General features: G+C 67.9%; 15 protein-coding genes. 10 read left to right on the top strand and 5 right to left on the bottom strand.

Annotation, left to right across the window (positions count from 1 at the left end; translation table 11 throughout):
* Window positions 1-9 precede the first annotated feature (9 nt).
* Entirely contained in the window at window positions 10-417 is a 408-nt protein-coding gene (locus LF41_RS02025) for an ExbD/TolR family protein (RefSeq protein WP_052116039.1), read from the bottom strand.
* 386 nt (window positions 418-803) lie between these two features.
* On the opposite strand from LF41_RS02025, the gene LF41_RS02020 reads away from it, so the two are divergent.
* On the top strand, window positions 804-1,913 hold the full coding sequence (locus LF41_RS02020; protein WP_036164993.1) for a right-handed parallel beta-helix repeat-containing protein: 1,110 nt from the start codon (window positions 804-806) through the stop codon (window positions 1,911-1,913).
* An 83-nt stretch (window positions 1,914-1,996) separates the two neighbouring features.
* Here the strand turns inward: LF41_RS02020 and LF41_RS02015 are convergent, their stop codons facing one another.
* A complete protein-coding gene (locus LF41_RS02015) occupies window positions 1,997-3,394 on the bottom strand; it encodes a hypothetical protein (RefSeq protein WP_052116038.1) in 1,398 nt (465 codons plus the stop codon).
* Window positions 3,395-3,531: 137 nt separating this feature from the next.
* Here LF41_RS02015 and zwf point away from each other — a divergent pair, with 137 nt between their 5' ends.
* The 6 genes from zwf to LF41_RS01985 all read left to right on the top strand — a co-directional run bounded on the left by zwf (window position 3,532) and on the right by LF41_RS01985 (window position 9,495).
* Window positions 3,532-4,992 carry a glucose-6-phosphate dehydrogenase gene (zwf, locus tag LF41_RS02010; RefSeq protein WP_036164990.1) on the top strand — a complete coding sequence of 487 codons (1,461 nt, stop codon included), beginning with the start codon at window positions 3,532-3,534 and terminating at the stop codon, window positions 4,990-4,992.
* The gene (gene pgl, locus LF41_RS02005) at window positions 4,992-5,693 is read left to right on the top strand and encodes a 6-phosphogluconolactonase (RefSeq protein ID WP_036164987.1); all 702 of its coding nucleotides are present in this window, start codon (window positions 4,992-4,994) and stop codon (window positions 5,691-5,693) included. Before zwf ends, pgl begins: the two co-directional genes overlap by 1 nt.
* Entirely contained in the window at window positions 5,693-7,525 is a 1,833-nt protein-coding gene (edd, locus tag LF41_RS02000; RefSeq protein ID WP_036164984.1) for a phosphogluconate dehydratase, read from the top strand. Before pgl ends, edd begins: the two co-directional genes overlap by 1 nt.
* Window positions 7,522-8,505 (top strand): glucokinase, encoded by a 984-nt coding sequence (gene glk, locus LF41_RS01995; protein WP_036164981.1) that lies wholly within the window; start codon window positions 7,522-7,524, stop codon window positions 8,503-8,505. The genes edd and glk overlap by 4 nt, the downstream gene beginning before the upstream one ends.
* A complete protein-coding gene (gene eda / locus LF41_RS01990) occupies window positions 8,502-9,155 on the top strand; it encodes a bifunctional 4-hydroxy-2-oxoglutarate aldolase/2-dehydro-3-deoxy-phosphogluconate aldolase (RefSeq protein WP_036164977.1) in 654 nt (217 codons plus the stop codon). The genes glk and eda overlap by 4 nt, the downstream gene beginning before the upstream one ends.
* Window positions 9,156-9,249: 94 nt before the next feature.
* Window positions 9,250-9,495 carry a hypothetical protein gene (locus LF41_RS01985; protein WP_036164974.1) on the top strand — a complete coding sequence of 82 codons (246 nt, stop codon included), beginning with the start codon at window positions 9,250-9,252 and terminating at the stop codon, window positions 9,493-9,495.
* A 75-nt stretch (window positions 9,496-9,570) separates the two neighbouring features.
* Here LF41_RS01985 and LF41_RS01980 read toward each other — a convergent pair whose 3' ends face one another.
* Window positions 9,571-12,342 (bottom strand): TonB-dependent receptor, encoded by a 2,772-nt coding sequence (locus tag LF41_RS01980; RefSeq protein WP_036164973.1) that lies wholly within the window; start codon window positions 12,340-12,342, stop codon window positions 9,571-9,573.
* Window positions 12,343-12,504: 162 nt separating this feature from the next.
* Here LF41_RS01980 and LF41_RS01975 point away from each other — a divergent pair, with 162 nt between their 5' ends.
* Both LF41_RS01975 and LF41_RS01970 read left to right on the top strand, forming a co-directional pair.
* Window positions 12,505-15,132 carry an alpha-amylase family glycosyl hydrolase gene (locus LF41_RS01975; RefSeq protein WP_161786905.1) on the top strand — a complete coding sequence of 876 codons (2,628 nt, stop codon included), beginning with the start codon at window positions 12,505-12,507 and terminating at the stop codon, window positions 15,130-15,132.
* Between the two features lie 25 nt (window positions 15,133-15,157).
* Window positions 15,158-16,573: a sugar porter family MFS transporter gene (locus LF41_RS01970; RefSeq protein WP_036164970.1), complete on the top strand. Its 1,416-nt coding sequence runs from the start codon at window positions 15,158-15,160 to the stop codon at window positions 16,571-16,573.
* On the opposite strand, the gene LF41_RS01965 is transcribed toward LF41_RS01970, so the two are convergent.
* On the bottom strand, window positions 16,574-19,438 hold the full coding sequence (locus LF41_RS01965; protein ID WP_237577577.1) for an alpha-1,6-glucosidase domain-containing protein: 2,865 nt from the start codon (window positions 19,436-19,438) through the stop codon (window positions 16,574-16,576).
* 119 nt (window positions 19,439-19,557) lie between these two features.
* Window positions 19,558-21,168, bottom strand: coding sequence for an alpha-glucosidase (locus tag LF41_RS01960; RefSeq protein WP_036164967.1), 1,611 nt, complete (start codon window positions 21,166-21,168; stop codon window positions 19,558-19,560).
* Window positions 21,169-21,326: 158 nt separating this feature from the next.
* On the opposite strand from LF41_RS01960, the gene LF41_RS01955 reads away from it, so the two are divergent.
* Window positions 21,327-23,456, top strand: coding sequence for a glucosidase family protein (locus LF41_RS01955; RefSeq protein ID WP_152599834.1), 2,130 nt, complete (start codon window positions 21,327-21,329; stop codon window positions 23,454-23,456).

Raw genomic sequence — 23,456 nt, 5'->3', positions numbered from 1 at the left:
TTCCCCGCGTCACTGCACGAAGGAAATGTTCTTCATCTGCGCCGAATGCGCATCGGCCAGCACGCGCGTGACCAGCCCGTAATCCGCATCGCCGCTGGCATCGATCACCAGCATCGGCGGATGCGCCGGATCACGCTGCGCCTCGACTTCCATCAGCGAACGCAGGCCCGAGAGCGGCACCGCCGCGCCATTCCAAGCCACCGAGCCGTCACCGCGGATGTCCAGCGTGATGCGCTGCGGCTTGATGGGCGAGGGCGGGGAAACCTGCGGCAGCGTGAAGTCCACGGCCTTGGTCACCGCGGGCGCCGCGACCATGAAGATGATCAACAGGACGAGCAGCACGTCGACGAGCGGGGTGATGTTGATGTCGGCGAAGTCGCGATCGTTCGACGACTGTGCGAAAGCGGAGACGGCCATGTGTCGCTTCCCCTGTACGGGCCGGATGGCCCGGTCGGAATCCACGCTACGCCTGACCTCACAACTCGCGCAAGAGGCGGCCTCTTGCCGCACGCACCTCATAAAAATCACGTGAAGCAAACAGGCAAACAGCCGCTTGATTCGCGCGTTTCACGCCCGATTTCTCGCTTTAACTTCTTCTTAATCTCAGCAATAACAGCGGTTAATCGCGCCTTTTTCGCATTCAGCATCGGTTAGCTGAACCGTACATGCGGCGCGATCCGCAGTTTTGCGAATTCGCGCTAGCCAAAATTCACGCGGTCTCTACATTTGCCCTCGCAGCGGGGAAACGCCCGCTTTCCCCCGAAACCGATTTCCCCCGAACAATTTCCAAAGGGCTTTTGAAAATGTCGCAGACCAACATCGCGCGCCGCACCTTCATCAAGAACTCCGCCATGGTTGCGGTCCCGCTGCTGATCGGCGGCGTCGCCATGCCGGCGTTCGCGCTGACCACCCCGCCGACCCGCGCCCGTGGCACCACGGTGCTCAACGTGAAGAACTACGGCGCCCTGGGCGACGGCATCAAGGACGACACGGCCGCCATCCAGGCCGCGATCAACGCGCTGCCGACCACCGGCGGCACGGTGCAGGTCCCGGCCGGCACGTACATGATCGACACGTCCAAGAAGATCAACCTGCGCAGCAAGATGCACTTCCAGATGATGCCGGGCGCGATCCTCAAGGCGAAGACCTCGTCGCTGTCGCGCCACTACATCATCTACATCAACGACAAGTCCGACGTCGAAGTCTCCGGCGGCCAGCTGATCGGCGACCGCGCCACGCACAAGTACACGACCTCCGGCACGCATGAGTGGGGCCACGGCATCCAGTGCCTCGGCGGCATCCGCGTCACCATCCGTGACGTGCGCATCGCCGACTGCACCGGCGACGGCGTCTGCATGGGCGGCGCGGCCAACGACGTGGTCGTCGCCAACATCGTGTCGACGAACAACCGTCGCCAGGGCATCTCGGTCACGAACTGCCGCAACATCAAGATCTACGACTCGGAGTTCAGCTTCACCAACGGCACGGCGCCGGAGTGCGGCATCGACATCGAGCCGGACGCGGGCTACACCTGCGACGGCGTGCTGGTCCAGAACTGCCGTTTCAACGACAACAAGAAGTACGGCGCCAACATCTGGAACCGTACGACCAACGTGACGTTCGACGGCTGCACCTTCGAGCGCAACGGCAGCCTCGGCATGGGCACGGTCGGCATCACCGGCCTGACGGTGAAGAACTGCACCTTCCGCCTGAACTCGGCGACGGGCGTGGTCTACAACACCAACACCAAGAGCTGCACGCACAGCAACAACCTGTCGTACCAGAACTACACGCGCCTGGGCGCCAAGGTCCGTACCCCGTTCTCGCAGACGGGCTGGACCAGCAAGATCGAGCGCGACGTGCTGGTGCGCGGCGGTGCGCTGGTCACCATCGGTACGAACAACTTCCAGTAATCCGGAAGACGCAGGACACGCTGTCGCACTCGTCGGCGACAGCGCGCGAAGGGCCCCCGAGCTATCGATCGGGGGCCTTTTTTTTACAGGGCGTCGCGCAACTTGCGCACCGACAGCGTCGGGCCGGGCGTCACGGGGTGCTTGGGCGTCGCCGCTTCGATGGCGGCGGCCGCGTCGAGTTTCTCGTTCGCTTCCTTCGGATGCCCGTTGGCCTGCGCGATCGCGCTTTCGAGTTCGAGCGCCAGCACGTGGATGTTGCGCGCGAACAACGCTTCGCCGGCTGCTTCCATCTTCGATTGCAACGCGCGGATGCGCGTGAGCGCCGTCAGTGCGTCTTGCTTCGCGCCGGTCTTCGCCGCGCCCAAGCCATGCGCGAACTGCCCGATCGCTTCGGGCCACGCGTACATGTCCCATTCCACCCACGCCGGGGTGCGCGGTTGCAGCTTCGCGGCGGCGGCCCAGTCGCCGGTTTCCAGCGGAACGCGCGCCTGCACCGAAGCCAGGTGGAACGCCGTCTTGAACGAGGGTTGCAGGTGCTGCGTGGACAGCAGGCGGTCGCGCTGTTTCTTCGCGTTCGCCACGTCGCCCTGTTGCAGGTAGGCGTAGACGAGGTAGTCGATCGCGTGCGGGAACTCGTCCCACACGTATTCGCCGTGTTCGCCCGCGGGGTAGCGCAAGGCGGCGTCCGCCGCGCGCAGGTTGCCGCGGATCGAACCCGCCCAATCGCCGCGGCGCGTGTAGACGTGCGTGGGCATGTGCAACGCGTGCGGGTTGTCGGGTGCGATGGCTTCGTAGTCGCGCACCACTTCGGGCGTTTCGCGCTCGCGGCCCGGCACATCGTCGGCGTGCACCATGTAATGCATCGCACCGGGGTGGTCGGGGACCTCGCGCAACAGGGGTTCCAGCAACGCCGCGGCCTGGTCGGCGTGCTCGCGCGTCGCGCGGTCCTGCGGCGTGGTCGCGAGCAAGGCGAGGGCGGCGAAGGCGGTGGCGTCGTGGTCCTTGGGGAAGGCCGCGTGCAACTTCGCCGAAGCATCGGCCCAGCGTCGGATGCGCGCCCAATAGTCGTCGGCCTCGGGCTGTTCGAAGAACGCCGCTGCGGTGTCGATGTACATCGTTTCGCGCGGGTCGGACGATCCGAGGGCGCGTGCCTTGCCGATCTCGTCCCACCCGAGCGTGCGTTCGGGCAGATCCGGGCGCGTGGGCCACAGCGGCTGGAAGAGTGTCATCGCGATGCCCCAGTGGGCCATCGCGCATTTGGGGTCCTTGTCGGCGACGGCGCGGAAGCCCGCGCGCGCCTGCGGATAGGTCATGTGGTGGAGCAGGGTGAGCGCGCGGTCGAAGTCCTCGCGCACCGCGGGCGCGCAGTGGACGCCGAAGCGGGCCATGCCACCGTGGCCGGCATGCGGCTCAGCCGCGCGGGCCGGATCGATGAAAACGCATGAAAACGCGAGCACCGCGACGCGCAAGGGCAGTTGCATGATCGCCTCCGGACCGCTGCCCGCATCCTAGCCCAGGCGCCGATGTCGCCGTTGAATACGTAATCACCGCCGCCGTCACCGCGCGGGAGGCCATTGCGGTTTACGCTTCGACCTCGTCCCGCCCCCATTCAGGCCGCATGCCCGGTACCTGCGCTTCGCTGCTCGTCATCTTCGGCGCCTCCGGCGACCTCGCCCAGCGCATGTTGCTGCCTTCGCTCTACGGCCTCCAGCACGCCGGCTTGCTCGGGCCGGAGCTGCGCATCCTCGGCAGCGCGCGCAGCGAGCTCGACGATGCGGCCTTCCGCGAGAGCGTCGCCGACGCCGTGCGCCGCAACGTGCCGGCCGCCGATCTCGACGAGGCCTCGCTCGCCGCGCTGCTGGAGCGCGTGGCCTACCACGCGGCCGACAGCGGCGATGCCGAATCCATGGCGCGCCTGGGGCAACGCATCGAAGCGATGCGCACCGGCGACATCCTCTACCACCTGAGCACCGCGCCGCGGTTCTACGTGCCGATCTGCGTGGCGCTCGGTGCACTGGGCCTGGCGGGGCCCGGCACGCGCGTGATGCTCGAAAAGCCCATCGGCACGGACCTGGGCAGCGCGACCACCATCAACGACGGCGTCGCGCGCGTGTTCGACGAAGACCGCGTGTTCCGCGTCGACCATTACCTCGGCAAGGAAGGCGTGCAGAACCTGATCGCGCTGCGATTCGGCAACGCGATGTTCGAGCCGCTGTGGAACGCGCGCCACATCCAGCACGTGCAGATCACGGTGGCGGAGACCGTCGGCGTGGAAGGCCGCGGCGATTACTACGACACCAGCGGCGCGATGCGCGACATGGTGCAGAACCACCTGCTGCAACTCGTGTGCCTGACCGCGATGGAGCCGCCGGCGCGGTTCGAACCGACGGCCGTGCGCAACGAGAAGATCAAGGTGCTGCGCTCGCTGCGCCACATCGGCCGCGAACAAGTGCAGTCGGAAACGGTGACGGGCCAATACACCTCCGGCGCGGTGGGCGGCAAGGTCGTGCCGGGCTACGGCGAGGAACTCGGCCGCGGCAGCCGAACCGAAACCTTCGTGGCGATGCGCGCGCACATCGACAACTGGCGCTGGTCCGGCGTGCCGTTCTACCTGCGCACGGGCAAGCGCATGCCGCGCCGCGCCACCGAGATCCACCTGCAGTTCCGCGCCGTGCCGCATTCGATCTTCGATCCGCGGGCCAAGATCGCGCCCAACGGCCTGACGATCCGCCTGCAGCCCGAGGAACGCATCGAACTGCGCCTGATGAGCAAGACGCCGGGGCTGGATCGCGCGGGCCTGCAGTTGTCGCAGGTGGCGCTGGACCTGGACATGCACGAGGAGTTCGCCGCGTCCTCGCGGCGGCCCGCGTACGAGCGCTTGTACCTCGACGCGCTGGAAGGCAACGGCACGCTGTTCGTGCGCCGCGACGAAACCGAAGCGGCGTGGGAGTGGGTGGATGCCGTCATCGATGGTTGGCGTGCGAACGACATCGCGCCCAAACCGTATCCCGCGGGCACCTGGGGCCCGGCGAGCGCGGTGGCGATGACCGAACGCCATGGACATTCCTGGCGCGAGTGATGGGCTGGATCGAACACGACCACGCCGACATCGAGGGGCTCTCGCGGCACCTCGCGCAGATGCTGCATGCCGCATGCCGGGCTGCGATCGACACACGCGGCCGTGCGGTGCTCGCGCTCGCGGGCGGACGCACGCCGTTCCCTGCGTACCGCGCCCTCGCCGCGATGCGGTTGGACTGGTCGTGCGTGGTCGTCGTGCCCAGCGACGAACGCTGCGTGCCGCACGACCATCCCGCGTCCAATCTCACCGAATTGCGCAAGGCCTTCAGCGATGCGCGCGGCATCACCATCGAATCGCTGACGACCGACGACGGCGACCCCGCACGGTCGGAGGCGCATGCGCGTTCCCGCCTGGCGACCCTCCCCGATACGTTCGATGCGATCGTGCTCGGCATGGGCCAGGATGCGCATACCGCATCGCTGTTCCCCGGTGCGCCGCAACTGCGCGCCGCGCTCGACCTCGACAACGCGCTCGACGCGACGCGCATCGATCCCGATCCGCTGCCGCCCGAAGCGCCATTCCCCCGGATCACCCTCACGCTGTCGCGCCTGCTGCGCACGCGCGCGCTGCACCTGGCCATCACCGGACAGGCCAAGCGCGACGTCCTGCAGGCCGCGCGCGCTTCCGGCAACATCCTGCGGCACCCCGTCGCCGCGATCGGCGAAGGGGAAGCGGCCGTGCACGTGCACTGGAGTCCCTGATGCATCCCGTCGTCGCCCGCGTCACCGAACGCATCGTCGAACGCAGCAAGCGCACGCGCGCCGATTACCTCGCGCGCATGGAGCAGCTCGGTTCCGAAAGCGGCCCCTCGCGCATGCGCCTGAGCTGCGGCAACCTCGCGCACGGCTTCGCCGCCGCGGGCGACGACAAGCCGCGCCTGCGCGGCGGACAGGCCGGCAACATCGGTATCGTCACCGCCTACAACGACGTCATCTCGGCGCACCAGCCGATGGAGCACTACCCGGTGCTGATCCGCGCCGCCGCGCGCAACGCAGGCGGCAGCGCGCAGGTCGCCGGCGGCGTGCCCGCGATGTGCGACGGCGTGACCCAGGGCCGCACCGGGATGGAGCTCTCGCTGTTCTCGCGCGACAACATCGCGATGGCCACGGCGGTTTCGCTCTCGCACGACATGTTCGACGCCGTGATGTGCCTGGGCGTGTGCGACAAGATCGTGCCTGGAATGCTGATCGGTGCGCTGAGTTTCGGTTACATGCCCGTGATCTTCGTGCCCGCCGGCCCGATGCCGCAGGGCCTGACCAACAAGGAGAAGGCGGCCGTCCGCCAGCGTTACGCCGAAGGCAAGGCCACGCGCGAGGAATTGCTCGACGCCGAAGCCGCCTCGTACCACGCGCCGGGCACGTGCACGTTCTACGGCACGGCCAATTCCAACCAGACGATGATGGAGGCGATGGGCCTGCACATGCCGGGCACCGCGTTCATCAACCCGGGCACGCCGCTGCGCGATGCGCTCACGGTGGCCGCGACCGAACAGGTGCTGCGCGTCACCAAGCTCGGCGACGACTACCGCCCGCTCTGCCGCACCGTCGACGAGCGCGCGATCGTCAACGCGATGGTCGCGCTCGCGGCGACGGGCGGTTCGACCAACCACGCGATCCACCTCGTCGCGATGGCGCGCGCCGCGGGCGTGCTGATCGATTGGGACGACCTCGACGAACTCTCGCGCGTGACGCCGCTGATCGTGCGTGCGTACCCCAACGGCGCTGCCGACGTGAACCACTACCACGCGGCCGGCGGCATCGGCTTCGTGCTGCGCGAGTTGATCGACGCGGGGCTGGTGCACGCGGACGTGCCGTGCGTGCATGGCGGCGATCTTCGCCAGCAGTCGATGGAACCGTATCTCGACGGAACAGCGTTGCGCTGGCGCGACGCACCGGCCAGGTCGCTCGATCTCAACGTCGTGCGCCCGGCGGCCGACCCGTTCGACCACGAAGGCGGCCTGCGCCGCGTGCAGGGCAACCTCGGGCGCGGGATCGTCAAGATCTCCGCCGTCGCGCCGGAACTGCGCAAGATCGAAGCGCCGGCGCGCGTCTTCGAATCGCAGGACGACCTGCTCGATGCCTTCAAGACCGGGACCTTGCAGGGCGATCTCGTCGCGGTGATCCGCGGCCAGGGCCCGCGCGCGAACGGCATGCCGGAATTGCACAAGCTCACGCCGACGCTGGCGGCGATGCAGGATCGCGGGCAGCGCGTCGCGCTGCTCACCGACGGGCGCATGTCGGGCGCATCGGGCAAGGTGCTGTCGGCGATCCACGTCACGCCCGAAGCGGCGGATGGCGGGCCGATTTCCAAGCTGCGCGACGGCGACCGCATCCGAATCGATTCGGATGCAGGGACGATCGACGTCGATGTTCCGGCCGCCGAATGGGAGGCGCGCACCGTGCAGCACGGCGACCTGCGCGCCAACCGGTTCGGTTTCGGGCGCGAGTTGTTCGCGATGATGCGGGCGCAGGTGGGCACCGCGGAGGCGGGCGGCAGCGCGTTGTTCATCGACGAAGACAGGAGCGTGCGATGAGTGTTGCCCTGGTCGCCGACATCGGCGGCACGAACGCGCGTTTCGCGCTGACCGACATGGACGCGCCGACGCCGGCGCTGCGCGAGATGCAGGCGTTGAAGGCCTCGGAGTTCGCGAGCCTCGAGCATGCGATCGAGCATTACCTCGCGTCGGTCGGTGGCGTTGCGCCAAAGCGCGGTGCACTCGCGGTCGCGAGCCCGGCGGACACCGACGAGATCCGCCTGACCAATCGCGCGTGGTCGTTTTCCCGCACGGCGCTGCAATCCACGCTCGGGTTCGACGAGCTGCGCGTGATCAACGATTTCGGCGCGATCGCGTGGGCGGTGCCCGCGTTGTCGCAGGCCGACCGCGAGACGTTGCACGGCCCGACCACGGGTGCGCTGCGCGGGCCGGTCACCGTGATGGGGCCGGGAACCGGCCTGGGCGTCGCGATGCTCGTCGGGAGCGAAGCGCAAGGCTGGCAGGTCGTCGAAACCGAAGGCGGGCATGTCACGTTTGCGCCCATCGGCGACGAAGAGCAGGCCATCGCGCGCTGGCTGACGGCGCTGCACGGCCGCTGTTCCAACGAGCGCGTGCTCTGCGGCGCGGGCCTGGCGCAGGTCGACGCGGTGCTGCGCGGCATGGCGCACGACATCGAGCAGAAGCCGGCGTTGCGCGATCCGGCGGACATCGTGGCGGCGGCGCTGGCCGGTCACGACGTGGCGGCGCGGCGCGCGCTTGCGCGGTTCTGCTCGGTACTCGGCAGCGTGTCCGGCGATGCGGCGCTGATCCACGGTTCGCGCACGCTGGTGATCGCCGGCGGCATGGTGCCGCGCTTCGTGCCGTTCCTGCGCAGCAGCAACTTCCGCGAACGCTTCCTCGCCAAGGGGCGCTTCGTCGCTTATCTCGAAGGCATCACCATCCACGTCATCACCCATCCGCAGCCGGGCCTGCTCGGCGCGGCGATGGCATTGCGGGCGTCGACGAGGGCAGGGGCATGAACTGGACAAGCGCTTCGCGCAACGCAGCCGTCGATGCGGTGTTCGATGCCGCGCCGATCGTTCCGGTGCTCAGCATCGAGCGCCTGGAGGATGCGGTGCCGCTCGCACGCGCGCTGGCCGACAACGGGTTGCCGGTGCTGGAAGTCACGCTGCGCACGGGCGTTGCACGCGCGGCCATCGAACGCATCGTGCGCGAGGTGCCCAATGCGATCGTCGGGGCGGGTACGGTGTTGCGGCCCGACGATCTGCGGTCGGTGATCGATGCCGGGGCGGTGTTCGCGATCGCGCCGGGGTCGACCGACGCGTTGTACGAAGCCGCGGCCGACGCCGCGATTCCCTTCATTCCCGCCATCGCCACCGCGAGTGAGCTGATGCGCGGCCTCGACCATGGGCACGCGCGCTTCAAGTTCTTTCCGGCGGAATCGTCGGGCGGGATCGCCGCGCTGAAATCCTTCGCCGGACCGTTCGCGCAGGTGCGGTTCTGCCCGACGGGCGGCATCGACGCTGCGAAGGCGCCGGCGTATCTCGCGCTGCCCAACGTGGCGACGGTCGGTGGCTCGTGGATGGTGCCGAAAGCCGCGCTCGACGCGGGCGACTGGACGACGATCGGCCGCCTGGCCGCCGAGTGCACGCGCCTGCGGGCGCGCTAGCCTTCCGGAATTCCTACAAACCGTCGCGGCATTCACCGATGCCGCGGCGCAGCCGTGTGCGCCAGTCTGTCTCCAACATTCAACGGAGCACGACATGCGCATCGAAGCAGTCCACATCGGCATGAAAGAGCCTGAACTCCGCGCCGCCCTCGGCGCCCCGTACCGCGTGCAACTGGCCGGCGCGTCGATGGTGTACCGCTGGCAGGACGCGCACGCCGACGCCGACGCAGCCGAATGGCTACGCGTGCGCTTGCGCCGCGTACGCGGGCAGGGTCTGGCGAATGCCGTCGTCGACCAGGTGGAAGGCCGGTGCAACGGGAAGGTGATCGCCATGCCTTAGGGGCAAAAAAAAACCCCTGCCGGGCGCGCCGGCAGGGGTGGAGGTCACACGGTCCGCGGATGCGTTGCGTGTCGCTTAGAACTTGTAGCTCACGCCCAGCAGGTAGGTGCGGCCCCACTCGATGTTCTCGAGCGGGCGGTCCTTCGTGGAGGCGTAGGTGCGGTAGCCGGAGTTGGTGAGGTTGTTGGCCTGCAGGAGCAGCGTCAGGCCCTTCAGCGCCGACGCTTCGCCGAACGAGTAGCTCAGCTGCGCGTCGGTGATGTCCTCGCCTTCCACGTAACGCAACGTGCGCTCGGCGGCGAAGTTGCTGATTTCGCCGATGTAGTCCGAACGCCAGCGCTGGTTGACGCGGGCTTCGAAGCCGGCACGCGAGTAATACGCCGTGAGGTTGTACACCTCGTCCGACAGGCCCGGCAGCGTGATGTCCTGCGAGCCCACGCTCGACACGCTCGACGGATCCGGCGGGATCGTGATGTTGCTGTCGTTGAACGAGGCGCTGGCGATGAAGCCGAAGCCCTGCGCGGCATCCCAGAAGATCTCGAGCGGCAGCGACGCGGTCAGTTCGAGGCCCTGCAGGTAACCGCCCTTGCCGTTGTACGGCGCGGTGAACTGGCCGATGTTGGTGTCGGGCTGCGGGATGACGTCGGGCGTGATGAACTGCGTGAAGTCGTACGCGCGGCTCTCGGTGAAGATGTAGGTGCGCAGGTCCTTGTAGTAGAACGCCGCGGACACGTAGCCCTTCGTGCCTTCGAAGTACTTCTCGTACGAGATGTCGAACGCGTTGGCCTTCCACGGATCCAGCAGCGGGTTGCCGCCGGAACCGGCCGGGTCGAGCGTGGCGGTGTTCACGCCGAACTCGAACGACGCGCGCATCTGGTCGAGGCGGGCGCGTGCGAGCTGGCGGGCGGCGGCCACGCGCAGCGTCTGGTCGTGCGGCAGCGAGAACGCGAGGTTCAGGCTCGGCAGCCAGTCGGTGTAGGACTTGCCTTCCTCGAACGGCACGCGGTTCTGGCCGACGGGGCGGAAGGGATCCCAGTAGAAGGACGACGACGACTGGTCGGTGTGCTGCGCCTGGATGCCGACATTGCCGCGCACCGGGATCGAACCCCAGGTCGTGTCGATGTTGGCGCGCAGCCAGCCGGTGGTGATGTCTTCGTTGATCGTCCAGGCCTTCGGGACCAGGTACGACGCGTCTTCACCCGGGATGAACGTCATGTAGCGCGCCACCGCGCCCGGCACGTCCCACGAGGGGATGTAGCCGACGCCGGCGAAGGTCAGGTCGACCAGGCCGTACTGCAGGTCCGGCGCGATCGTCGTCGGGCCCTGCGCGCCGAGGTTGATGTTGCCTTCGGGCTGGCGCTTGCTCTTCTCGCGCGTGCCGTAATGCGCGCCGACGTCGACGTCGGAGAAGAAGCTGGTCATGAAGGGCGCGGCGAAGTTCGCGTTGAGCTTGAAGCCCTTCAGCTCGTCGACCACCTTCGGGGTCTTGCCGTAGCCCGAACCGTAGATGGTGTTCGCGATGAACAGCGAGCCCGGGTTGGAGTAATCGCGGCCCGGCTGGATCGTCGCGAAGCCGTCGCCGAAGCTGAGGTTCAGCGTGTCGAACTGCGGGTTCGGCAGCAACTGCAGGTTGTTCTCGAGCTGCATCTCATCGCGGTGCGACTTCGACCAGCTGACGTCGGCGGTCAGGTTCACTTCGCCGAGCTTGATCTCGTTCGCCCAGCCGATGCCGTCGATGCTGTCTTCGCGCTTGTTGTACATGCCGCGCACCAGCGGGTACGCGTTGGTCAGCGTGCCGCCCACCAGCGTGCCGTTGCCGTTGATGTTCGGCGTCCAGGTCTGCGGGTCGGGGTTGCCGTTGTAGTTGAAGTTGGCTTCGAACTGGTTGGCGGTGTCTTCCTGCACGGCGGAGGTGTGGAAGATGTCGAGCGTCGAGGTCCACTCGGCGATCGGCGCGAACTGCACGGTCGCCATCGCCGCATTACGGCGCACGTAACCCGTGCGGCGCAGCGCCTTCGCGCCGTCGGTCACGTAGGTGGGGTTCGGGATGCCGTTGCGCGTGGCGAGCTGCCACGGTTCGTACAGGCCGGTCTGTTCTTCCTGGATCGGGATGTCCGAATGCGAGAAGCCGAGCGACAGGCCGATGTCGCCGCCGGCCATCTGCGTGATCACGCTGGCGTTGATGCGGTTGCCGTCGCCTTCGGCGTTGGCGGCCGAACCGAGCGAGTTGTCCTGGTAGCGCGCGCTGACCGCGTACACCGGCTTGTCGAAGTCGAGCGGGCGCACGGTGCGCATGTCGATCGTGCCCGACAGGCCCTGGCCCACGAGCGCGGAGTCCGGCGTCTTGTAGACGACGACGCCCGACATCAGTTCGGAGGGGTACTGGTCGAACTCGACCGAGCGGTTGTCGCCGGTGCTCACCATCTCGCGGCCGTTGAGCAGCGTGGTGGCGAAGTCGGGCGACAGGCCGCGGACGCTGATGACCTGCGCGCGGCCGCCGACGCGCTGCGCGGCGATGCCGGGCAGGCGCGAGATCGATTCGGCGATGGAGATGTCGGGCAGCTTGCCGATGTCTTCGGCGGAGATGGCTTCGACGATGGACGTCGATTCCTTCTTGATCGTGTTGGCCTGCTCGATACCGACGCGGATGCCCTGGACGGTGACCGTCTGGAGCTGCTTGGCTTGCTGCTTGGCGACCGATTCCTGGTCCTGCGGCGTGGCCTGCGGATCTTGCGCCGGCGTGGCCGGGTCGGTCGTGGTCGTCGACTGCGCCCAGGCGCCGGTCGCCACCATCATCGTGGCAGAAGCAAGCGCCACGCTGAGCAGATTGCGTTTCAAGTGCTGCATTGGGTCCCCTCCAAAGATTGTTTTCCCCGTGACGGATGGTAGGCGCAGGGCCGGGGCCGCCGACGTTTTCTGCATACGTATTCATTGCAGCCGCCCATCGGCCCGTTGGCGGCCCCACCGCGCGGCGTGGAATAGTCCGGCCACGCCCCGATGCCCGAACCCATGCATTCAGTTCCACGCCGCAATGCAACATCGCCACGCCGGCTCGCGGCGTGGCTGTCGTGCGTGCTCGCATGCACGGGCGCGGGCGGTGCGATCGCCGCGGACGGCCCGCAGCACGTGCCGTCGCCCGACTGGCGCGACCAGGTGCTGTACTTCCTGATGATCGACCGCTTCGCCAACGGCGACCCCGGCAACGACGACCAGCACGCGGGTGAATACGACCCCGCCGATGGCGCGAAGTGGAGCGGGGGCGACCTGCGCGGCGTGCGCGACCGCATCCCCTACATCAAGGCGCTCGGCGCCACGGGCGTGTGGATCACGCCGCCGGTGGCGAACCAATGGTGGAACCCGCGTTCGCACTACGGCGGTTACCACGGGTATTGGGCGACGGATTTCTCGAAGGTCGACGCGCACTTCGGCACGCTCGCCGACTACCAGGCGCTCGCGCGCACGCTGCACGGCGAGCACATGGTGCTCGTGCAGGACATCGTGGTGAACCACACGGCGGACTTCTTCAAGTACGACGCGCCGCCCGATGCGAACGACCCCGCGAAGGGCCTGGCGTTCGTCCGCGACACGCAGGGGCAGGGCGCGCCGACGCAAGCGCCGTTCGACCGTAACGACCCGCGCGATCCGGCCCAGCGCGCGCAGGGGATCTATCACTGGACGCCCGACATCCGCGATTTCGGGAACGACACGCAGCGGCTCGACTGCCAGCTCGCGGGCCTTGATGACATGAACACCGAATCGCCCGAAGTCCGCCGCGCGTTGCGCGCGAGCTACGGGCAGTGGATCCGCGACGTCGGCGTCGATGCCTTCCGCGTCGACACCGCCTTTTACGTGCCGCCGGCGTATTTCCTCGATTTCCTGCACGCCGATGACCCGCAGGCGCCCGGCATCGCACGCGTCGCCGCGGAAACCGGGCGCAAGGACTTCCACGTGTTCGGCGAAGGCTTCGCGCTCGACAAGCCCTTCGACGACACGCAGGCGCGGCGCATCGATGCGTACATGCGCACGCCGGACGGAACGCGCGTGCTGCCGGGGATGATCGACTTCCCGCTCTACGGCACCGCGCTCGACGTGTTCGCGCGCGGCGCGCCCACGGCGCAACTCGGCGACCGCATCCGCCGCCGCATGCAGGTGCACGCCGATCCGTGGCGCATGCCGACGTTCATCGACAACCACGACGTCGATCGCTTCCTTGCGCAAGGCGACGAAACGGGCCTGAAGCAGGCGTTGCTGATGCTGATGACGCTGCCGGGAATTCCCGTGATCTGGCAGGGCACGGAGCAGGGATTCACCGACATGCGCGGGTCGATGTTCGCCGGTGGCCATGGCTCCGGCGGCCGCGATCACTTCGACCAGACCGCGCCGATGTACCAATACCTGCAGCGCGTGATCGGCATGCGCCGCGGGGACACTCTTTTTTCGCGCGGCACGCCGACGGTATTGCGCGAGAACACGGTCGGCCCCGGCCCGATCGCATGGCGCATCCGGGGCGAAGACGGCGCCATCGCCGTCGTCGCGATCAATACCGCGGACCACTCGGTGCTGCTCGACAACATCGACACAGGCGCGCCACCGGACACGACGCTGTCCACCGTCTTCGCGATCGACCAGGAAATCCCCTCCATCGCCGTCGATGCGAATGGGCGCTCGACCACCGTGTTGCCGCCGCGTTCGGGCGTGGTGTGGAAGTCCCTGGGCGAAGTCGCGGCCGACGAATTCCGTGTGCGCCCGCCGACCATCGACGCGATGCCGCAACAGGTGTTCACGGGCGACTTCACCGTGGAGGGCACCGCCGTCGGCGCCGAGCCCGTGCGCCTGGTGATCGATGACGACGCGGTCCACGGCCGCACCGTCACGCCGAAGGACGGGCGATGGGAAGCGAAGATCGACACCGCGCGGATGGTCGACCCCAACGTCGAACACACGGTCGTCGCCTACGAGCGCGCGTCGAAGAATGCGAGCGAGCGCCGCACGTTCAAGGTCGCGCGCGCGTGGCAAGCCGCTGATTCGGTCGACGACCCGCAGGGCGACGACACCGGCCCGAGCGGGCGGTACACGTATCCGCTGGACGCCGGATACGCGACGCACCCCGGCGACATCGAACACGTCGACGTCTCGACATCCGGCGGCGCGCTGCGCATCGCGATCCGCATGCGCGCGATCTCCACCGCGTGGAATCCGCCGAACGGGTTCGACCACGTCGCCTTCTCGATCTTCATCGACCTGCCCAAGCCGAAGGGCGGCGCGCGTGCGATGCCGTTGCAGAACGCCGAGCTGCCTGATGGCATGTCATGGGACGTGCGCCTGCGCGCGAACGGCTGGACCAACGCGTTGTTCTCGTCCGAAGGCGCGTCCGCGACGGCCGAGGGCACGCCGGTCGTTCCCGCGGCGCGCATGCAGGTCGATGCGAAGACACGCACGGTCACCTTCACGCTGCCGGCAACCGCGTTGCTGCGCGCGACCGACCTGGAAGACGCGCGCGTCTACATCACGACGTGGGACTACGACGGTGGCTGGCGCGCGCTCGCGCCCGACGCCGGCCCGCATGCCTTCGGCGGTGGCGATGCCGCGCGCGACCCGCGCGTGCTCGATGCCGTCGGTCCGATCGACATTCCGTAATGCACACCTCGGGGAGAGGATCCACATGAGTACAGCCGCACCCGCGATCGAACAGCACGCCACCTTGCGCGTGTTGTTGATCTCCGCCTGCGCCGCGTTGGGCGGCTTCCTGTTCGGTTACGACACCGCCGTGATCAATGGTGCGGTCGACGCCATCCGCGGCGAATTCGGGCTCAGCGCCTCGGCCACGGGCTTCGCCGTGTCCTGCGCGTTGCTCGGTTCCGCGCTCGGCGCGTGGTACGCAGGACCGCTGGCCGACCGGTTCGGCCGCGTGCACACGATGCGCGTGGCGGCGGCCTTCCTTGCGGTGAGCGCGTTGGGCGCGGGGCTCGCGTTCGGCGTATGGGACCTCATCCTGTGGCGCGTCGTCGGCGGCATCGGCGTGGGCGTGGCGTCGGTCATCGCGCCGACGTACATCGCGGAGATCTCGCCGGCGCACGTTCGTGGGCGGTTGGGGTCGATGCAACAGCTCGCCATCGTGCTCGGCATCTTCGCGTCGCTGCTGGCCGATGCGTGGCTGGCCAACACCGCGGGCGGTGCGGCGCAACCGTTGTGGTTCGGGCTGGACGCGTGGCGCTGGATGTTCCTCGTGGCGGTGGTGCCGGCGCTGATCTACGGCGCGCTGGTGTTCGGCGTGCCGGAATCGCCGCGCCATCTCGTCGCGAAGGGCCGCCTGGACCAGGCCAAGCGCGTGCTGCGCGATGTCCTCGACATGCGCAGCGAGCCCGCGCTCGACGCCAAGATCGCCGATATCCGAGACAGCCTGAAACTGGAATACGTGCCGCGCCTGGCCGACCTGCGCGGCCCGCGCATGGGCCTGCTGCCGATCGTGTGGGTGGGCATCCTGCTGTCGGTGTTCCAGCAGTTCGTCGGCATCAACGTGATTTTCTATTACTCGTCCACGTTGTGGCATTCGGTGGGCTTCAGCGAGTCCGACGCGTTCTCCATCACCGTGGCGACCTCCATCGTCAACGTGCTGGTCACGCTGGTCGCCATCGCATTGGTCGACAAGGTGGGGCGCAAGCCGCTGCTGCTGGTCGGCTCGGCCGGCATGGCGGTGACGCTGGGCGCGATGGCGCTGTGCTTCTCGCATGCGGCGGCGACGGCCGACGGTTTGTCGTTGCCCGCGCCCTGGAACATGGTCGCGCTGGTGTCGGCCAACCTGTACGTCGTGTTCTTCGGCCTGAGCTGGGGGCCGATGGTGTGGGTGCTGCTCGGCGAAATGTTCCCGAACCGCATCCGCGCGATCGCCTTGGCCGTGGCGGCCTCGGCGCAGTGGCTCGCGAACTTCGTGATCACCGCGACGTTCCCGGACCTGGCCGAAATCGGCCTGCCGTTCGCCTATGGGTTGTATGCGACGTTCGCGGTCATCTCCTTCGTCTTCGTCCATCGCGCGGTGCGCGAAACGAAGGGGATGGAGCTGGAGCAGATGACGGGGTGATCAGCGCCGGGGGAATGCCCAGCGCAGGAACCCCGGCAACATCACCGCCCACGACGACTGCCGGTGAATCCCGCCCGGCAGTTCGACCACCACGACATCGTTGCCGCCACGTTCGCGCAACAACGTCGCCAGTTCGTTCGCGTCATCGATCACGTCGATGACGCCGTCCTTGTCGCGGTCGCCTTCCTCTTCCTTCGTGCCCAGGGCGAAGTACGCGCGCAACCCGGGCTTGGCCGGCGAGCTGCGCACGAGTTCCTGCGCGATGCGCCGGTCTTGCGCATCCGCGAGCCAGAACGACGGCGAGAACGCCCCGATTCGCCCGAACACCTCGGGATAGTTCCACCCGAGCGAGAACGCGTTGATCCCGCCCAGCGACCAACCGAGGATCGCCCGTCCGTTCGCATCGGCCCGCGTGGACCAGTGCGCATCGACGTAGGGCACCAGTGTGCGCACGACCCACTCGGAATACGCATGCGCATTCGCGCCCACGGGGCCGTACTTCGTCGGCGAGACCACGCTCCGGCCCGCGACGCGGTCGGCGAGCCCGTACCCCGCCATGCGGTCGCGCGGCATGTGGATCGCCACGACGATGAAGGGAGCCAATTCGCTGCGCACCTTCTCCAGCGTGTCGCGCACGTGCACGTCGGCCAGGTCCTGGCCGTCGTCCAGGTACAGCACCGGGTAATGGTGCCCGGCGTCGTAGCCTTCGGGCAGTTGCACGTCGACCGTGATGTCCTCGTCCGTCGACAAGCGCGCGGGCAGGCGGAACGTCAGCAGGTCGGGCAGCGTCGCGCTCTCGGATTGTACGAACACGACGGCCGTGCGCGGCGGAATCGTGAACGCGCCGGTCGTGCGGTCGAACTTCGCATCGCGCGCGCGCGCATCCGCAGCGGTGGGCGACAGATGCACCGGATGCAGGACCCACGGCTCGCCCGCCGATGCAGGCAGGGTCAAGGTGCGCACGGCCGTCGACGCATTGAGGAAGTACTGGACCGCCGGGAACCGCGCGCCCGCCAGCCCCTTGCCGTCGAGACGGCCGGCGATCACCTCCGGCGTGCCGGTCTGCGGCAACGTCAGGCGCTGCATGACGTCCTCGCGCGTGCGCAGGCGGAAGAGGGTCGAACTCGCGCGGATCCGGAGCAGATCGCGGAACGCATCGCGCATGAACGCGGTGTCCTGCGGGCGCGCGCCGCTACCGTTGTCGCGATACGTCCAGTCGAGCCGGTTGGCCGTGTCGCCCGAGTCGAAACTGTTGCCGTCCAGCGACTTCGAGCGCAGCACGTCGATGCCGGCGTGGAAGTAGGCGATGCCCTGGCTGAAGGCGGTGGTCGCCGTGCCGAGCAGTTGGACTCGTGCGCGTTCGCCGGGCGGCGTGTCCTTCGGCAGCTTCAGCAGGCCGATGTCGTAGAGCGTCCGGTTGTCGTGGTTCTCGACGTAATTGACGACCTCGCCCGGCTGCGATGCGTAGCCGGCGGGCTGGCCGTTGTAGTCGAGCGATGACAGCGTGCGGCCGTCGAGGACGTAATCGCGCAACGTGCCGGCCAGCCCGATGCGCACCAAGTCGGCGTTGCCTTGCGTGGCGCCGCCGCTGATCCAGCCTTTCCTGTCGACGAGCGCGGGCATCGCATCGCCCGGTCCGCCACCGCGCACGGCGTCGCGGGCGCGATCGCTGAACGTCGCGATGCCCGAGCCGGCGAGCGACAACTGGGAGGCCTGCACGAAACGATTGCCGTCGGCGACTTCACCGAAGTTCCATCCTTCGCCGATCAGCGGGATGTCGCGCCCCGTCGCGGCCTTCAACGCGCGCTGCAGATCTTCCATCGCCGCGCGGGGCTGGTGGCCCATCAAGTCGAAGCGGAAGGAGTCGATGCCGTACTGCGTGGCCCACAGCACCACCGAATCGCGCATGAGCTTGGCCATCATGCGGCGCTCGGTGGCGGTGTTCGCGCAACACGTCGACGTCGCAAGCGTGCCGTCGTCGTTGTAGCGGTGGTAATAGCCGGGGACGATGCGGTCGAGCACCGACCATTGCGCCTGGCCCGCGGCCATCGTGTGGTTGTAGACGACGTCCATGCCCACGCGCAGGTTCGCTGCGTGCAGCGCCTGCACCATCCGGCGGAATTCGACGATGCGCGCGTTGCCGTCCGCACTGCTCGCGTAGCTGCCCTCTGGCGCGTTGAAATGGACCGGGTCGTAGCCCCAGTTGAAGCAGTCGTGCGCTTTGTCGCCCGCGGGATCGCAACCGACCTCGGGCACGGTGGCGAAGTCGAACACCGGCAGCAGGTGGATGTCCGTCACACCCGCGTCGGCGAGCGCGCGCAGGTGGCGCATGCCGTTCGATTCGGAATCGGTGAAAGCCAGGTACTTGCCGCGATGCGCGGCAGGTACGGTGGCGTCGTCGCGCGAGAAGTCGCGGACGTGGAGTTCGTAGACGACCAGGTCGGTGGGCGCTTCGATGCGCTTGGGCGTGGATTTCGGATCCCAGCCTTCGGGTTTCGTCGCCGGGGAATCGAGGTCGACGAACAAGCTGCGCGTGCCGTTGGCGGCGAGGGCGACCGAGTACGGATCGGTCACGCGTTGGCGCACCAACCCCGTGCCCGGCACGCCGACATCGACGAGATAGACGTAATACGTGTTCTCACGGACCGGAATCGAGGCATGCCATGCACCGGTGCGTAAGTCGAACTGCAACGCGTGGAGGCCCGTGGCGGCCGAACGTGGGCCGTCGTACACGCAAACCGCGACGTTGTCCGCCGTCGGCGCCCACACGGCGAATCCTTTCGGCGAGGCGCCCAGCACCAGTGCGTCGGCGGCATCCGCGTAGCGCGCATCGAGTTCCACCGGAGACAGGAGCGCACGCTCCAATGCCTGCCAACGCGTCCCGAGTACCGTGAACGGCGTCGGATCATCGCAATCGGCACGCGTAGGCGATTCCGCGAACGCCGGCAACGCGAACCCCGCGACGCACAGCGCCGCGAGCGCACTCAGAACGTGGCGTACACCACGCCGCGCGGCGGCAGCACCAGGCGTCCGTCGCGGAGCGCGCCCGTCGTGGTGCCCGGGGCTTGCATCGGCGTGGCCGCGCGCTGGGGAAGTGTCCATTCGACTTGCGCATCCGACAGGTTGAAGGCGACCAGCATGGACTGCGCCGCGTCACGGCGCTCGAAGCACAGGATCGGCTCGGGCGCGTCCAGGAACGCGATGCTGCCATGCACGAGGGCCGGCTGCTGCTTGCGCCACTGCAGGAACGCACGCGCGCCGTTCAGCACGGACCCGGCGTCGGCGTCCTGCGCCGCCACGTTGATCGTGCGATGCGCGTCGGGAACGGGGAGCCACGGCTTGTCTTCCGTGAACCCGCCATGCGTCGCATCGGACCACGGCATCGGCGTGCGGCAGCCGTCGCGACCCTTGAAGTTCGGCCAGAAGGCGATGCCATAGGGGTCCTGCAGGTCTTCGAACGCGACTTCGGCTTCCGTCAGCCCGAGTTCTTCGCCCTGGTACAGACAGACCGACCCGCGCAGCGAACTCACCAGCGCGATCAGTTGCCGCGCATGTTCCGCGTCGTCGACGCCGTTGCCCCAGCGCGACACCGCGCGTACGACGTCGTGGTTGGAGATCGCCCAGCACGGCCAGCCATGCGGCATGCGCGTTTCGAGTGTTTCGACCGTCTTGCGGATGTAGCCCGCGCTCTTGTCATCGGTCAGCAGCTCGAAGCTGTAGCCCATGTGCAGGCGCTGCTCGCCGACATACTCGGCCATCGTCGCCAGCGAATCTTCCGAGGAGATCTCGCCGAGCGACGTCGCGCCCGGATAGCGATCGAGCAGCGCACGCAACCGTTCGAGGAACGGCAGGTTTTCCGGCTGCGTGTTGTTGAACCAGTGGTATTGGAATGCGTACGGGTTGTCCGCGCTGAACCCGCGGCCCGTGCGCAACGCCTCGGGTTTCGGCGGGTTGTCGCGCAGTTGCGTGTCGTGGAAGCAGAAGTTGATCGCGTCCAGGCGCAGGCCGTCGACGCCGCGATCCAGCCAGAACTTCACGTTGTCGAGCGTCGCGGCCTGGACGTCCGGGTTGTGGAAATTCAGGTCGGGCTGCGAGGCGAGGAAGTTGTGCAGGAAGTACTGGCCGCGCCGCGGTTCCCAGCGCCAGGCCACGCCGCCGAAGATCGACAGCCAGTTGTTGGGCGGCGTGCCGTCGGGGCGGGCATCGGCCCACACGTACCAATCGTGCTTGGAGTTGTCGCGCGATTGGCGGCTTTCGGTGAACCAGTCGTGCTCGATCGAGGTGTGGCTGAGCACCTGGTCGATCATCACGCGGATGCCGAGCGCATGCGCCTTCGCCAGCACGCGGTCGAAGTCCTCCAGCGTGCCGAACAGCGGATCGACCGCGCGATAGTCGGCGATGTCGTAACCGAAATCGGCCATCGGCGACTTGAAGAACGGGGAAATCCAGATCGCATCCACGCCCAGGCTGGCGACATAGTCCAGCCGGTCGAGGATGCCGGGGAGGTCGCCGACGCCGTCGCCATCCGTGTCCAGGAAGCTGCGCGGGTAGATCTGGTAGATCACCGCGCCACGCCACCAGCGATTGTTGTCCATGCGATCCCTCGAATTGCCTGCCGCGCGCATGCCGATCCTCACGCGGCGCGATGCGCTCATCTTCCACGGCGCAGCCGCGGCCGCGCATTGAATACGTTTGCAGGCGCGACGTCCATCCGAAGGCCGCTCGACTACCATGGGGCGAAGAAGGGGGGCGCATGACCGGTCGGTTACCGAAAGGCTTCAGGGCGATGGCGGCGTTCGCGGCGGCGCTGCTGCCGGCGTTCGCCCTGGCCGGCGAACCGGCGATGCGGACCCAAACGGGCAGCGCGGAGTTCGATCGCCTCTTCGCGCTGGCCCAGACGGAATTGGAACAGGACAAGGTCGACGCGATCACCGACTGGTCGTTCAACGACCAGAAGCCGTTTCCGTGCGTGTGCTTCGAGACGGGCGAGAAGTGGCACTACGTGTGGACGCGCGATCTGTCGTATGCGGCGGACCTGGCGCTGGCGCGGCTGGACCCGGAGCGGACGAAGACGTCCCTGCGGTTCAAGTTGGGCGCGGTGCGCACGCGCGGCGTCGCGCAGTACCGCGGCAAGCTCGTGGCGCAGGACACCGGCTCGGGCGGCAGTTGGCCCGTCAGTACCGATCGCGTCGTGTGGTTCCTCGCCGCGCGGCACCTGCTGGGAGATCGGGCGTTCCGCGAGGAGGTCGAACAGGCGCTGTTCCTGACGCTCTCGCAGGACGATCGGTTCGCCTTCGACCCGCACGTGGGCCTCTATCGCGGCGAAACCTCGTTCCTGGACTGGCGGGAACAGAACTATCCGGCGTGGACCGCGAAGGACACGACGTTCATCGCCGAATCCTTCGCGTTGTCGACCAACGTGCTGCATTACGAAGCGTTGCGCCTCGCCGAACGGCTCAACCGCGAGAACGGCGACACCGACAAGGACAACGCCGGCATGTACGCGGCGAAGGCCGACGCACTGCGCGAGGCCATCAACCGCCATTTCTGGAACGCAGACCGCGGCACGTACATGAGCTACATCGGCACCGCGTTCCATCCCGTGCCGGTGGACAGCTACGACCTGCTCGGCATTTCGCTGGCGATCACCTCGGGCGTCGCGCCGCCGGAGCGCGCCCGGCGTGCGTTGTCGCGTTATCCCGTCGCGGCGCTGGGCAGCCCGGTGATCTGGCCGCAGCAGCCGAACACGCCGATCTACCACAACCGCGCGATGTGGCCGTTCGTGAGCGCCTATGCGCTGCGCGCGGCGCGCACGACGAAGGATTCCGAGCGCATCGCATTCGAGATCCGCTCGCTGATGCGCGGCGCGGCGACGGCCGGTTCCAACATGGAGAACTTCGAACTCACCACGCAGGCGGTGCATTTCGAAGACGGGCCGTTGAGCGGGCCGGTAGTGAATTCGAAGCGGCAGCTGTGGTCGGTCGCCGGTTACCTCGACATGGTGATGCGCGGCGTGTTCGGCCTGGAGGACGACGGCTCGGTGAAACCGATGCTGCCGACGCAGTTGGTGCCGACATTGTTCGGCGACAGCGACACGATCGCCCTCGACCTGCCAGAACGCCGCATCGTGCTGCGCAAGCCGGAGAATTCCGGCACCGGTGGATTGCTGGTGGCGGGAACCTCGCGCACGGAAGGCCGCGAGACGGTCGTCGACCTCGTGCCGCAGGGCGCCTTCGTGCAGCGCTTGTTGCGCAACGGCGCGCAGTTCGCGCCCCCGCAGCCGGAAGCGCCGAAACCCGAGCGCGTCGGGGACGCCTGGCGCGTCGCGATGCCGGCCAACACCGTGCTGTACGCCGACGGCAAGCGCATCGGCCGCTACGAGAGCGCGCAGACTGTCGATGTCGCCGCGACCGGCGCTTCGCAATGCTTCAGCGCAACGAACATGGGCGACCGCGTCGAATCGCTGCCGTCGCGCACGACGTGCGTCGGCCCTTCGCAAACGGTGGAAGGCAAGAGCGTGCGCAGATGGACCGCGCCGAAGTCTGGCCAGTATCGCGCCACGTTCCGCTACCGCAACGCGAACGGGCCGATCAACACCGGGATCACCGCAGGGGTGTTCAACTTCGCGGTGGATTGCGACAAGCCGAAACGGGACTGGCCGCAGTTCAACGCCATCGTGATGCCGCACAACGAAACGGAAACCGATTCGACGTCCGCCATCTTCGAAGCCGGCGCCGGTGCGCAGTGCAAGCTGGTGCTGTTGCGCGGACCGAACATGAGCGACCTGGACCACTTCATTCATTACACCGGCGGCAAGGGCGGCGCTTCGGGCGCGCTCAACACCGCCGATATCGGCGCGCTCACCATCGTGCCGCTTCCCTGA

Origin of the sequence: Lysobacter dokdonensis DS-58, assembly GCF_000770795.1 — a bacterium.
Classification (GTDB): domain Bacteria; phylum Pseudomonadota; class Gammaproteobacteria; order Xanthomonadales; family Xanthomonadaceae; genus Noviluteimonas; species Noviluteimonas dokdonensis.
The sequence above is the reverse complement of the archived record's forward strand: the minus strand, read 5'-3'. Positions and strand labels throughout refer to the sequence as shown.